The 13753-nt window shown below is 70.4% G+C and carries 10 protein-coding genes; 8 read left to right on the top strand and 2 right to left on the bottom strand.

Features of this window, described 5'->3' with window-relative positions; translation table 11 throughout:
- Nucleotides 1–60 precede the first annotated feature (60 nt).
- The 6 genes from pcrA to CXQ92_RS16035 all read left to right on the top strand — a co-directional run bounded on the left by pcrA (nucleotide 61) and on the right by CXQ92_RS16035 (nucleotide 8032).
- A complete protein-coding gene (pcrA, locus tag CXQ92_RS16060; RefSeq protein WP_104168732.1) occupies nucleotides 61–2529 on the top strand; it encodes a DNA helicase PcrA in 2469 nt (822 codons plus the stop codon).
- A 177-nt stretch (nucleotides 2530–2706) separates the two neighbouring features.
- Complete coding sequence (sucC, locus tag CXQ92_RS16055) at nucleotides 2707–3873, top strand: ADP-forming succinate--CoA ligase subunit beta (protein ID WP_104168731.1); 1167 nt, start codon at nucleotides 2707–2709, stop codon at nucleotides 3871–3873.
- A 12-nt stretch (nucleotides 3874–3885) separates the two neighbouring features.
- Entirely contained in the window at nucleotides 3886–4788 is a 903-nt protein-coding gene (gene sucD, locus CXQ92_RS16050) for a succinate--CoA ligase subunit alpha (protein ID WP_104168730.1), read from the top strand.
- 114 nt (nucleotides 4789–4902) lie between these two features.
- Nucleotides 4903–6327, top strand: a complete 1425-nt coding sequence (locus CXQ92_RS16045) for a sugar porter family MFS transporter (protein WP_104168729.1) — start codon at nucleotides 4903–4905, stop codon at nucleotides 6325–6327.
- Between the two features lie 75 nt (nucleotides 6328–6402).
- The gene (locus tag CXQ92_RS16040) at nucleotides 6403–7458 is read left to right on the top strand and encodes a zinc-dependent alcohol dehydrogenase family protein (RefSeq protein WP_104168728.1); all 1056 of its coding nucleotides are present in this window, start codon (nucleotides 6403–6405) and stop codon (nucleotides 7456–7458) included.
- Nucleotides 7459–7561: 103 nt separating this feature from the next.
- The gene (locus CXQ92_RS16035; protein ID WP_104168727.1) at nucleotides 7562–8032 is read left to right on the top strand and encodes an SRPBCC family protein; all 471 of its coding nucleotides are present in this window, start codon (nucleotides 7562–7564) and stop codon (nucleotides 8030–8032) included.
- A gap of 33 nt (nucleotides 8033–8065) precedes the next feature.
- Here CXQ92_RS16035 and CXQ92_RS16030 read toward each other — a convergent pair whose 3' ends face one another.
- Both CXQ92_RS16030 and CXQ92_RS16025 read right to left on the bottom strand, forming a co-directional pair.
- A complete protein-coding gene (locus CXQ92_RS16030) occupies nucleotides 8066–8998 on the bottom strand; it encodes a S1C family serine protease (protein WP_104168726.1) in 933 nt (310 codons plus the stop codon).
- A gap of 149 nt (nucleotides 8999–9147) precedes the next feature.
- Nucleotides 9148–10269 (bottom strand): VIT1/CCC1 family protein, encoded by a 1122-nt coding sequence (locus CXQ92_RS16025; RefSeq protein ID WP_258069998.1) that lies wholly within the window; start codon nucleotides 10267–10269, stop codon nucleotides 9148–9150.
- 313 nt (nucleotides 10270–10582) lie between these two features.
- Here CXQ92_RS16025 and CXQ92_RS16020 point away from each other — a divergent pair, with 313 nt between their 5' ends.
- On the top strand, nucleotides 10583–12313 hold the full coding sequence (locus CXQ92_RS16020; protein ID WP_104168724.1) for a long-chain-fatty-acid--CoA ligase: 1731 nt from the start codon (nucleotides 10583–10585) through the stop codon (nucleotides 12311–12313).
- The gene (locus CXQ92_RS16015) at nucleotides 12310–13689 is read left to right on the top strand and encodes an AI-2E family transporter (protein WP_219815744.1); all 1380 of its coding nucleotides are present in this window, start codon (nucleotides 12310–12312) and stop codon (nucleotides 13687–13689) included. Before CXQ92_RS16020 ends, CXQ92_RS16015 begins: the two co-directional genes overlap by 4 nt.
- Nucleotides 13690–13753 lie beyond the last annotated feature (64 nt).

Below are 13753 nucleotides of genomic sequence, written 5' to 3'. Positions count from 1 at the left end.
GTCCTGTGCCCGGGACGGTACTCCGTGGGTGTCGGGGGCACGGCCTAGACTTGAGGCACCATGGACATGCTCTTCGATCCCTACGTCTCCCCGCCCACGCCCGCCGAGAAGAAGCGTGCCCGGGACGCGGCGACAGCAGCGTCCCCCGAGGCGGCCGACCCGGCCATGGAGCACGTCCCCTCCCGCGCCGGCGTGGACGAGCACCGTGCCCGGGAACTCCTGCTCGGGCTGAACCCCCAGCAGGAGGAAGCCGTGAAGCACGGGGGAGCGCCGCTGCTGATCGTCGCCGGCGCCGGTTCGGGCAAGACCCGCGTGCTCAGCCACCGGATCGCCTACCTGCTGGCCACCGGCCGCTCGCACCCGGGGCAGGTCCTCGCCATCACCTTCACGAACAAGGCGGCCGCCGAGATGCGGGAACGCATCGAGGGCCTGATCGGCGACGTCGCGAAGCGGATGTGGATCTCCACGTTCCACTCCTCCTGCGTGCGGATCCTCCGCCGCGAGGCCGCCTCCGTCGGCCTCAACTCGAACTTCTCCATCTACGACTCCGCGGACACGCTGCGCCTCATCACGCTCGTGGCCAAGGGGCTGGACCTCGACCCCAAGAAGTTCGCGCCCAAGGCCATCCAGCACAAGATCAGCGCACTCAAGAACGAGCTCATCGACGAGGAGACGTTCGCCTCGACCGCCGGCCTGTCGGATCCCTTCGAGCAGGCCGTCGCCGAGGTCTACACGGGCTACGCCCAGCGCATGCGCCAGGCCAACGCCATGGACTTCGACGACCTGATCGCCCAGACCGTCTACATGTTCCGGGCCTTCCCCGGCGTGGCCGACTACTACCGGCGGCGCTTCCGCCACGTCCTCGTCGACGAGTACCAGGACACCAACCACGCCCAGTACGCCCTGGTCCGGGAGATCGTCGGCGTGCCGGGCGAATCCACCGAGGACCCGGCGGAGCTGACCGTCGTGGGAGATTCCGACCAGTCCATCTACGCGTTCCGCGGCGCCGACGTGCGGAACATCGTCGAGTTCGAGAACGACTACCCGAGCGCCCGCACCATCCTGCTCGAGCAGAACTACCGCTCCACCCAGAACATCCTCACCGCCGCGAACGCGGTCATCTCCCGGAACCCCGACCGGCCGGAGAAGCGGCTGTGGACGGCCGAGGGCAGCGGCGAGAAGATCGTCGGCTACGTGGGCGAGAACGAGCACGAGGAGGCCCGCTTCATCGCCGAGGAGATCGACCGCCTCCAGGACGAGGACGGCATCCGGCCCGGTGACGTCGCGATCTTCTACCGCACCAACGCCCAGTCACGGTCCGTCGAGGAGATCCTGCTGCGCGTCGGCCTGCCCTACAAGGTGGTCGGCGGGACCCGCTTCTACGAGCGCAAGGAGATCAAGGACGCCCTGGCGTACCTGCGCGTCCTCGTGAACCAGGACGACGTCGTCAACCTGCGCCGCATCCTCAACGAACCCAAGCGCGGCATCGGCGACCGCGCCGAATACGCCGTCGCGTCCCTGGGCGAACGCGAGCGGATCAGCTTCATGGAGGCCCTGCGGCGGGCCGACCACGCGCCGGGCATGGCGACGCGCTCCGTCAACGCGGTGACCGGTTTCGTGAAGCTCATCGACGACCTCGCCGAGGTCGCGAGCGGTTCGGGCGCCTCGGCGGCCCTCGAGGCCGTCCTGGAGCAGACCGGCTACCTGGAGCAGCTGCGCACCAGCAACGACCCCCAGGACGAGTCCCGGGTGGAGAACCTGGCCGAGCTCGTCGCCGTCGTCCGCGAGTTCGAACGGGACAACCCCGAGGGCACGCTGGGCGATTTCCTCGAGCAGGTGGCCCTCGTGGCCGACGCCGACCAGATCCCCGATGCCCCGGAGGGCTCGGCCGCGGACGTGCAGCGCGCCGTGGAGGAGGCCCGACGCCAGGGCGTGGTCACCCTCATGACACTGCACACCGCCAAGGGTCTCGAGTTCCCCGTGGTGTTCCTCACCGGCATGGAGCAGGGCATCTTCCCGCACCAGCGCTCTGCCACCGATCCGAAGGAGCTCGCCGAGGAGCGGCGCCTCGCCTACGTGGGCCTGACCCGCGCCCGGCAGCGGCTGTACATCACGCGCTCCGAGGTGCGCAGCATGTGGGGCCAGAGCCAGTACAACCCGGCGAGCCAGTTCGTCAGCGAGATCCCCGAGGAGCTCATCCACTGGAAGCGCGAGGGCGCGGCGAAGCCGGCCTGGACCTCCGGCGGCGGCAGTGCAGGCGGCCCGCGGTTCAGCGGGTCCTACTGGGGCGCGAGCGGCGGCGGGTTCTCCGGCGGCACCCCGGCGCCGTCCAGGAGCGTCGGGCGCGTGCAGCCCCAGAAGGAGGTCGTGTCCGTCGCGGTCGGCGACCACGTCAACCACACGAGTTTCGGCAACGGCACGGTGCTGTCCGTCGAGGGAGCGGGCGACAAGACCGTGGCCAAGGTCCGGTTCGACGTCGGCGAGAAGCGGCTGCTCCTGCGCTACGCGCCGCTCACCAAGGTGGCCTGACCCGCTCCGACGGCACCTCGGGATCCGCTAGCAGTTCCCGAGGTGCCGGCGCAAATTTCTACAGGAGATAGAAGTGTGCCCTTCCTCACTAAACCGATAGTCTGGGGAAGGCCTCGGGCCCGAGAGGCTAAAGTTCCCTCTTGTAAACCTACTTCGACGTAGAAGGACACTAGCTAAGTGGACCTGTTTGAATATCAGGCGCGCGATCTCTTCGAGGCACACGGGGTTCCCGTGCTTGCCGGCATCGTGGCGCAGACCCCGGAAGAAGCAAAGGCAGCAGCCGAGAAGATCGGCGGTGTCGTGGTCGTCAAGGCCCAGGTCAAGGTGGGCGGTCGCGGCAAAGCCGGCGGCGTCAAGGTCGCCAAGACCCCCGATGAAGCCTTCACCTACGCTTCGGACATCCTCGGGATGGACATCAAGGGACACACGGTCCACAAGGTGATGATCGCCCAGGGCGCGGACATCGCCGAGGAGTACTACTTCTCCGTGCTGCTCGACCGCTCCAACCGGAACTACCTGGCCATGTGCTCGGTGGAGGGCGGCGTGGAGATCGAGCAGCTCGCCGTCGAGCGCCCCGATGCCCTCGCGCGCATCGCCGTCGACGCCGGGACCGGCATCGACCAGGCCAAGGCCGAGGAGATCGTGGACGCCGCGGGCTTCGCCCCCGAGCTGCGCGACGGCGTCGTCCACACCATCCTCAAGCTGTGGGACGTCTTCGTGAAGGAGGACGCCACGCTCGTCGAGGTCAACCCGCTCGTGAAGACCGGCAACGGTGACATCCTCGCGCTCGACGGCAAGGTCACGATCGACGAGAACGCAGGGTTCCGCCACGCGGACCACGCCGCGCTCGAGGACACGGACTCCACCGATCCGCTCGAGGCGAAGGCCAAGGAACACGACCTTAACTACGTCAAGCTCGACGGCGAGGTCGGCATCATCGGCAACGGCGCCGGGCTCGTCATGTCGACCCTCGACGTCGTCGCCTACGCCGGCGAGGCCCACGGCGGCGTGCAGCCCGCCAACTTCCTCGACATCGGCGGCGGAGCCTCGGCCGAGGTCATGGCCGCCGGTCTCGACGTCATCCTCAACGATGCCCAGGTCAAGAGCGTCTTCGTGAACGTCTTCGGCGGCATCACCTCGTGCGACGCCGTCGCGAACGGCATCGTCAAGGCCCTCGAGATGCTCGGCGACGAGGCCAACAAGCCCCTCGTGGTGCGCCTGGACGGCAACAACGTCGAGGAGGGCCGTCGCATCCTCGCCGATGCCAACCACCCGCTGGTCACGCTCGCCGACACCATGGACGAAGGCGCCGACAAGGCTGCCGCGCTGGCCAACGGAAAGTAAGGGAACACCCGTATGTCTATCTACCTCAACAAGGACTCCAAGGTCATCGTCCAGGGCATCACCGGCGGCGAAGGCACCAAGCACACCGCCCTCATGCTGAAGGCCGGGACGCAGGTCGTCGGTGGCGTCAACGCCCGCAAGGCCGGCACCACGGTGACCCACGGCGACGTCACCCTCCCGGTGTACGGCACGGTCGAGGAGGCGAAGAAGGAGACCGGCGCCGACGTGTCGATCGTCTTCGTCCCGCCGGCCTTCACGAAGGATGCAGTCGTCGAGGCCATCGAGGCCGGCATCGGGCTCGTCGTGGTCATCACCGAGGGTGTCCCGGTGCAGGACTCCGCCGAGTTCTGGGCGCTCGCCCAGTCGAAGGTCGACGCGGACGGTCAGCAGATCACCCGCATCATCGGCCCCAACTGCCCGGGCATCATCACGCCCGGAGAGTCCCTCGTGGGCATCACGCCCGCGAACATCACGGGCAAGGGTGGCGTGGGCCTCGTCTCGAAGTCCGGCACGCTGACCTACCAGATGATGTTCGAGCTCCGCGACCTCGGCTTCTCGACGGCCATCGGCATCGGTGGCGACCCCGTCATCGGGACCACGCACATCGACGCCCTCGCGGCCTTCGAAGCGGATCCCGAGACCAAGGCCATCGTGATGATCGGTGAGATCGGCGGAGACGCCGAAGAGCGTGCCGCCGACTTCATCAAGGCGAACGTCACCAAGCCCGTCGTCGGCTACGTCGCGGGCTTCACCGCCCCCGAAGGCAAGACCATGGGCCACGCCGGCGCGATCGTCTCCGGGTCGGCCGGGACCGCGCAGGCCAAGAAGGAAGCCCTCGAGGCCGCCGGCGTCAAGGTCGGCAAGACGCCGTCCGAGACCGCCAAGCTCCTCCGCGAGGTCTACGCGACACTCTGATCCCCGTGATCCCAGGAGCCTCCCCCGCACCCGAGCGGGGGAGGCTTTTGCGTCGGAGGGACCGGAGACTCCGGAGCGGGACCCGGAGGACGATTACCAGCAGGAGGTGACGGCATGAGCGAGCTGGCCAGCAACAGCACGGCCGCCACTGCGGCCGACGGGCGTCGGCAGCGCGCACACCTCCGGCGCGCCACGTGGGTGGCGACCCTCGGCGGGCTGCTGTTCGGGTTCGACACCGGCGTCATCAACGGTGCGCTGCCGTTCATGGTGGACGATCTCCGTCTCGGCGCCTTCGCCGAAGGCCTCGTCGCGAGCTCGCTCGTCTTCGGGGCCGCGTTCGGCGCCCTCCTCGGAGGCCGGCTCGCCGACGCCTACGGACGCCGCCGGATGCTCATGGTGCTCGCGGCCGTCTTCCTCGGGGGGACGCTGGGCTCCGCCCTCGCCCCCGATGTCACGGTCATGGTCACCTCACGGCTCATCCTCGGGCTGGCGGTCGGCGGGGCCTCGGTACTCGTCCCGATCTTCCTCGCCGAACTCTCCCCGGCCGCCCGGCGCGGGCAGGTGGTGACCCGCAACGAACTCATGATCGTGACGGGCCAGCTCCTGGCGTTCAGCAGCAGCGCGTTCCTGGGCGGCGTCTTCGGTGACAGCCACGGCATCTGGCGGTGGATGCTCGTCCTGGGGACGCTCCCCGCCATCGGCCTCTGGATCGGCCTGCACTTCGTCCCGGAGAGCCCCCGCTGGCTAGCGGCCCGGGGCGCGTTCGGGTCCGCCCTGCGGGTCCTCGAGACCCTTCGCCCGCCGGCCGCCGCGCAGGGCGAGTTCGCCGCACTGAAGGCGCTGGCCATCGAGGACCGTAGGCAGAACCGCGCGAGCGTCGGCGACCTGCGCGAGCCCTGGCTCCGCCGCATCGTCGTCGTCGGCCTCGGCCTCGCCGTCATCCAGCAGATCACCGGCGTGAACTCGATCATGTACTACGGGACGCGGATCCTCGACGTCGCCGGGTTCGGCACGCAGGCGGCGCTCACCGCGAACATCGCGAACGGGGTCATCTCGGTCGCCGCGACCTTCGTCGGCATCTGGCTGCTCGGCCGGGTGGGGCGCCGCCCCATGCTGCTCGTCGGGCAGATCGGGACGACGTCGGCCCTCCTCGCCATCGGCCTCGTCTCCCTCCTCGTGCCCGAGGGTACGGCCCGGGGCTTCCTGGTCCTGGCCCTCACCGTCACCTTCCTGGCCTTCCAGCAGGGCGCGATCTCCCCGGTGACCTGGCTGATGCTGGCCGAGATCTTCCCGATGCGGCTACGGGGCCTCGGCATGGGTGCGGCGGTCTTCGTCCTGTGGATGGTCAACTTCGCGGTCAGCCTCAGCTTCCCGATCCTCATGGACGCCGTCGGGATCTCGAACACCTTCTTCGTGTTCGTGGTCCTCGGCGTCGCCGCGATCGTCTTCGCCCGCCGCCACGTCCCCGAGACCCGCGGGAAGACCCTGGAGGAACTGGAGCACCAGTTCAAGGAGACGGTGGACGGCCGGCGGCGGTAGAGCCTCCGGCACGCGGCTTGTAAGGTGACGGAAGGGGACAATCGATTGCGTCAAGCAAGCTGCTAGGAGATCATCATGCGTGCGACCATCATCCACGGGCCCGGCGACATCAGGGTCGAGGACCGGGACTACCCGAGCATCATCCGTCCGACGGACGCCGTCGTGCGGGTCACGGCGGCCTGCGTCTGCGGCTCCGACCTCTGGCCGTACCGGGGCGTCCGGCCCACCAAGGAACCCAAGGCGATCGGCCACGAGTTCGTCGGCGTCGTGGAGTCCGTGGGCGACGACGTCCGCGACATCGCGGTGGGTGACTTCGTGATCGCGCCGTTCGTGGACAGCTGCGGCGCGTGCCCGCAGTGCCTCAACGGCGTGACCGTGGCATGCGACCACCTCGTGGGCTGGGGCAGTACGGACGAGCACGGAGACTTCGTGCAGGGCGCGCAGGGCGAAGCCGTGCGTGTCCCGCAGGCCGACGGCACCCTGCGGAAGGTGGACGGCGTGACCGAACCCGACGCCGCCCTGACGGCGAGCCTGCTGACCCTCTCCGATGTGATGTCCACCGGCCACCACGCCGCCGTGTCCGCGAACGTCGGCCCGGGCAGCACCGTCGTCGTCGTGGGTGACGGCGCCGTGGGACTGTGCGGGGTGCTCGCCGCGAAGCGGCTGGGGGCCGAGCGCATCATCGCCATGTCCCGCCACGCCGACCGGCAGGAGCTCGCCCGCGAGTTCGGCGCCACGGACATCGTCGCCGAGCGCGGCGACGAGGGTGTCGAGAAGGTGCGCGAGCTCCTCGGGGGTGTCCTCGCCGACTCCGTCCTCGAGTGCGTGGGTACGAAGGAGTCCATGGACCAGGCGCTGCGCAGCACGCGCCCCGGCGGTCACCTGGGCTTCGTCGGCGTCCCCGCCGGCGGACCGGAACTGCCCATCGGCGTGCTCTTCGCGAAGAACATCACCGTGGGCGGCGGGATGGCACCGGCCCACACCTACATCCCGGAGCTGCTGAAGGACGTCCTCGACGGGACCATCAACCCGGGCCGTGTCTTCGACGTCGAGATGCCCCTGGAGGACGCCGCGGAAGCGTACAGGGCCATGGACGAGCGGCGCGCCATCAAGGTGCTCCTGAAGCCCTGACCGCAGGACGTTCCGAGACCGAGGGGCCCTCCGCGTGGGGGCCCTTCGGCGCCTCCGCCCGGTCCTGGCTGCCGGCGGACGGCGGAGCGGGCAGAATGGGGAGATGACGACGACGCCCGGCACGGACTCCGCCTACCTCATCTCCAGGGAACGCCTCATCGCGGCGCCCGCCGCCCGCATCTTCGAGGTCCTCGCGACACCCGCCCTGCACAGCGTCATCGACGGGTCCGGGACGGTCCGCGGCGAGCAGCCCAACGGGCCGGCCCGGCTGTCCCTGGGGGCGAAGTTCGGGATGGACATGACGATGGGGACGTCCTACAGGATCCTGAACCGCGTGGTCGAGTTCGAGGAGGGCCGCCGGATCGCCTGGCGCCATTTCTCCGCCCACGTCTGGCGGTACACGCTCGAACCGCGGGACGGCGGGACGCTCGTGCGCGAGGAGTGGGACGGCCGCGCCGTGCGGTGGCGCTTCGTGTTCAGGCTCACCGGCTTCACCCGCCGGCATCCGGCGAGCATCGAGGCGACGCTCGGGAAGCTCGAGGACTACGTCCTGCAGCAGCACGACCCCGCGTAGGCGACCCGGACCCGGGCGCACACCCCGATCCCGTCACGGTGTGCGCAGTTCCTCGGGCTCCACGACGATGTCCACCAGGGCGCCGTTGCGCCACACCGTCATCTCCATCCGGCGGCCGATCGCCGTCTCGACCATCAGCCGCTGAATGCCCGTCGCGCTGCGGACGGGGACGCGGTCGAGTGAGACGACGACGTCACCCGCACGTGCCCCGGCACCTGCGGCAGGGCTGCCCGCGACGACGGATGCCACCTGCATCCCGGTGGGCGCCCCGACACGAGCCGCGAGCTCCGGGGTGAGGGTGATCTGGGCTCCGACCACCCCCAGCCACGCGCGTCGGACGCGTCCCCTGGTGATCAGCGCGTCGATGATCTCCCGGGTGGTCGGGTTGATCGGCACGGCAAGGCCGAGTCCGATGCCGGCGACGGCGGTGTTCACTCCGACCATGCGGCCCGCGCTGTCGGCCAGCACACCTCCGCTGTTGCCCGGATTCAGGGTCGCGTCCGTCTGGATGACCTCGTCCACGACGCGCCCTGACAGCGTGGGCAGCGACCGGCCGAGCGCGGAGACGATGCCCGCGGTGACGCTGCCGGCCAGACCGAGCGGGTTGCCGAGCGCCACCACGAGCTGCCCGACCCGGAGGCGGGTCGCATCCCCCCACGGAACCGGTGGCGGCGTGCTCCCCTCCGCCTGGAGTACCGCGAGGTCCGACAGCGGATCCCTGCCCACGACGCGCGCGGGCAGGACGGATCCATCGCCGAACGCGACCTCGGTGCGCTGTGCGCCGGCCACCACATGAGCGCTCGTCAGCAGGTGCCCCTCCGTGGAGATGACGGACGCGCTGCCCGCACCCGCGCCGCGGGCGGTACGCACGGAGACCGCCGCCACCGACGGCAGTGTGGACTCGGCGATCCGCACGACCGCTGCCGAATATGCGTCGAGAGCCTCCTGCTCGTCCATAGGGACCATTGCAGCACCGCCGCGGCGGTGGAGGAACGGCGTTCGCGCAGGGCGCATGCACCCGCGGGTCCGGCGCGTCCCCGCCACGGCCCGGCATCGTCGAGGGGGTAAGGGCCACGGCCGGCTTCGGGGGCCCGCGCGCCGGGAGGACGCCCGGATCAGGCCACCGACGTGCCGAACAGCAGGCCGAGCCCGTAGGTCACGGCGGCCGCACCGAGTCCGATACCCAGTTGCCGCAGGGCCAGCCGCAGGGGCGAGGCGCCGGACAGGAGGGCGACGACGGCCCCGGTCGCCATCAGCGCCAGACCCACCAGGATGCAGGCGACGACGACGGCGAGGACACCGCTCAGACCCAGCAGGTACGGCAGGACGGGGATGATCGCGCCGGACGCGAAGAAACAGAAGCTCGAGGCGGCGGCACCGAGGCCGGTGCCGACCGCCTCGTGCTCGTCGACGGCGTCGTCCTCCTCGGGCTGGAGCGAGAAGCTCGGATCGCAGTCGCAGCCGAACAGGCCCAGGCGTTCCGCCGCGCGGTGCTCCGCGGCGGCGGGCGTCATGCCCCTCGCGCGGTACACCAGCACCAGCTCGTTCGCGGCGATGTCGAGTTCCTTGGCCGCGGTCAGCGTGATCTGCGTGGGGCGCGTCGCGGACAGGAGTTCGCGCTGGGACCGGACGGACACGTACTCGCCGGCACCCATCGACAGGGCGCCGGCCAGCAAACCGGCCAGCCCGCTGAACAGGATGAACGACGTCGAGACGCCGGTCGCCCCGATGCCCATGACCAGCGCGAGGTTGCTGACGAGGCCGTCGTTCACCCCGAACACGGCGGCACGGAAGTTGCCCGAGAGCCGGTTGCGGCCGCGGGTCGCGAGCCCGCGCACCACCTCCTCGTGGATCTGCTCGTCGGCGGCCATCGCGCTCGTGGCCGAGGGGTCCGACGCGTAGGGGGAGCGGCCTTCGGCCCTCTGCGCGAGGGCGAGGACGAAGACGGAGCCGAAGCGCCGGGCGAGTACCCCCAGGAGCCTGTTGCGGACGGAGGGCCGCAGGGGCCGTCCGGCGTCCTCGCCGAGGAGCGCGAGCCAGTGTGCCTCGTGGCGGCCCTCGGCCTCCGCGAGTCCGAGCAGGATCTCGCGTTCCTCGCCGGTCCTGCGCCGGGCGAGATCGCGGTAGGTGGCCGCCTCGGCGCGTTCGTCCGCGAGGTACTGGCGCCAGCGCTTCACGTCGTCGCGGGACGGGGGCTGTCCGAGTGTGTTCTCGGGGGTGTTCTCGGGGGTGTTCAAGGAGGTGCTCCGGGTGTTCGGGGCATGTGCACACCCGATCCGAAGCGGGAAACTTCGGCCGGGGTCACAGATGCGTCATATCGGCCGAAGGTCTCGCTCGCCGGTTCCACCGGTGGACTGCCGGGTACCGATGGCACCAGTATGTCGACAGGCCGCGCACCCCATGGGTGCGGAGCTACTCCCCTTCGACCGACAATGCTACCGGATGGGGTGGTGTCCGTCGTGGTCTGCTCCCCGGGTGCCGACGGTAGGTTCGAGTACCGGAAGGCCCCGGCCGCACGCTACAGTCGAACCGATAACAGAAAGCAGGCTTATGGATTTGGCAGCCCGCCCCTGGGTCGAAAGCTACGCACCCGGTGTGCCCCGATCCTTCGGCGTGCCCGAGGGCACCCTGTCCGACCTCCTCGACGCGTCGGTCGCGGCCCACGGCCCGAGCGCGGCCCTCGAGTTCTTCGGCGCCACGACGACCTACGGGGAGCTGGGCGCGGCGGTGGCCCGGGCGGCGGCCGGCCTGCGGTCCCTCGGCGTCGGGGCGGGGGACCGCGTGGCCCTCGTGCTGCCGAACTGCCCCCAGCACATCGTGGCGTTCTACGCCGTGCTCCGCCTCGGCGCGATCGTCGTCGAGCACAACCCGCTGTACACGGACCGCGAGCTGCGGCACCAGTTCGAGGACCACGGCGCCAAGGTCGCGATCGTGTGGGACAGGGTGGTGCCGAGCGTGCAGCGGCTGCCGGCCGACATCCCGGTCGCCTCCGTGGTGTCGGTGGACCTCATCGGCGCGATGCCCGCCTCGCGCCGACTCGCGCTCAAGCTCCCCGTGCGACGCGCGCGCGAAGCGAGGGCTGCACTCACCACGCGGGAGGGACTCACCGGCCCCCGCAACGTGGTCGCGTGGCGGGACCTGCTGCACCGCCGGCCCCTGCCGGGCCGGCACCCGCGGCCCTCGGCGGAGGACACGGCGGTCCTGCAGTACACGAGCGGGACCACGGGTGTCCCCAAGGGCGCCATCCTCACGCACCGGAACCTGCTGGCGAACGCGGCCCAGGGGCGGGCCTGGGTGCCGGGCCTCGACGTCGGCCGCGAGACCGTCTATGCCGTCCTGCCCATGTTCCACGCCTACGGGCTGACGCTGTGCCTGACCTTCTCCATGAGCATCGGCGCGAAGCTCGTCCTGTTCCCGCGCTTCGACGTGCCGCTGGTCCTCGACGCCGTCCGGAAGAGCCCACCCACCTTCCTGCCGGCGGTGCCCCCCATCTACGACCGGCTCGCGGCCGGCGCCGCCGAGCGCGGCGTGGACCTCCGCAGCATCCGGTTCGCGATCTCCGGGGCCATGAACCTCCCGCAGGCCACGGTGGAGACCTGGGAGGCAGCCACGGGCGGCTACCTGATCGAGGGCTACGGGCTCACCGAGACGTCCCCCGTCGCGGCCGGCAATCCGATCGGCCCCACGCGGCGGCCCGGCACGATCGGGGTACCGTTCCCGGGCACCGACGTCCGCATCGTCGACCCGGAGGATCCCCGCAAGGATCGCGCCCCGGGCGAGGCGGGGGAGCTGCTCCTGAAAGGGCCCCAGGTGTTCCAGGGCTACTGGCGGCGACCCGACGAGACCGAGGACGCCCTGCTGGACGGCGGCTGGTTCCGGACGGGGGACATCGTCCGGATGGACGACGACGGCTTCCTGACGGTCGTGGACCGCATCAAGGAACTCATCATCACGGGCGGTTTCAACGTCTCGCCCAGCGAGGTGGAGGGCGTCCTCCGGGCGCACCCCGGCGTGGCCGACACCGCCGTGGTGGGCCTCCCGCGGGACGGCGGCGGCGAGGACGTGGCCGCCGTCGTCATGCTCGCGCCGGGCGCCACCCTCGACGTCGAGGCACTGAGGGCGTCATGTCGCGGCGCGCTCGCCGCCTACAAGGTTCCACGCACTATCGTGCAGGTGGAGGACCTGCCCCGATCGCTGATCGGCAAGGTCCTCCGCCGCGAGGTGCGTTCCCAACTGATCAATGATGGCCATCGGGCCGAAGGAAAAGGTGACGGTCGATGACCCAGTCCACCGATGCGCGGCCGGAGACGGCCGCCGCGAAGGGCCCCTGGCGTGACAGCCTCGGCAACGCCAGCATCCGGGCGGCGCAGGTGCTCCTGCTGCTGGTCCTGGGTGTAGTGGCCGTGTACGCACTGATCCAGGTGCGGCTCGTGGTGATCCCGATGCTGCTCGCGATCATCCTCGCGGCCGCGATCGGGCCCTTCGTCCTCTGGCTGCGGCGGAAGGGCTGGGGCGCATCCGCGGCCACCGGTGTGTCGTTCCTGCTGCTCCTGCTCCTTTTCGGCGGGCTCATCACGGGCATCGTGTTCGCCGTCGTGGGACAGGCGGGAGAGCTTGCCACCAGCGCGTCGGAGGGCTTCGACCAGCTCTACGCCTTCGCGCAGAACGGCCCCATCCCCATCGACGACGCACAGATCCAGCAGGCGCGTGACTCGGTGGTCGACTTCGCGACCAGCAGCACCGCGGGCGCCGGGGCCATCTCGGGCCTCAGCGCGGCGGGGAACTTCTTCGCCGGCGGCCTGCTCATGGTGGTCATCCTGTTCTTCTTCCTCAAGGACGGCGAGAAGATCTGGGCATTCATGCTGCGGGCCTTCAAGGGCAAGCGGCTCGTCAAGGCCCGGCGGGTCGGCTACAGCAGCATGGCCGTCCTCGGTGGCTACGTGCGCGGCACGGCGATCGTGGCCCTGGTCGATTCGGTGTTCATCGGTGGTGCGCTGCTGGTCCTCGGGGTCCCGCTCGCCCTCCCGTTGGCGGCCATCGTCTTCATCGGCGCCTTCATCCCCCTGGTCGGTGCCACCCTGGCCGGCGTCCTCGCGGCCCTGATCGCCCTCGTGGCCAACGGACCGTTCGTCGCGCTCATCGTCATCATCGTGGTCATCGTGGTCAACCAGCTGGAGGGCAACTTCCTGCAGCCGGTGGTCATGGGCCGCACGCTGCAGGTGCACGCCCTCGTCATCCTGTTCGCCCTGACCGCCGGCACCATCCTGGCGGGCATCATCGGTGCCATCCTCTCCGTCCCGGTCGCCGCGGTCATCTGGGCGGCCATCAAGGCCTGGAACGGGGAGAAGGACGAGGAGATCACGCTGGAGGAGGTCGAGGAGGCCGAGGTGCAGACGGCCCTCGACGAGACGGGCCACGGGCTGAGCTCGACCCCCAAGGAGGAGCAGGAGGCCAAGAAGGCGGCCGCCCTGGTCGCCATCGACGATGCGGACACGCGCCCGACCACCCAGGAGCGCAGGACCGAAGGGCTCGACGACGACGACAATGAGGACCATGACCTCCCGACCGGCCCGGCAGGCACCGACGGCACTGACGGTGCCTCCGGCCGCTCCGGCCGCTCCGGCCGTCACGGGGGATCGTCGCCCGTCACACGCTGAGGCCTGCGGGCCTACAGATACGAGAAGGGCTCCCGGCTGCGGCCGGGAGCCCTTCTCGCGTTCC

It is taken from the genome of Arthrobacter sp. SX1312 (genome assembly GCF_002929295.1).
Taxonomy (GTDB): Bacteria; Actinomycetota; Actinomycetes; order Actinomycetales; family Micrococcaceae; genus Arthrobacter_D.
The sequence above is the reverse complement of the archived record's forward strand: the minus strand, read 5'-3'. Positions and strand labels throughout refer to the sequence as shown.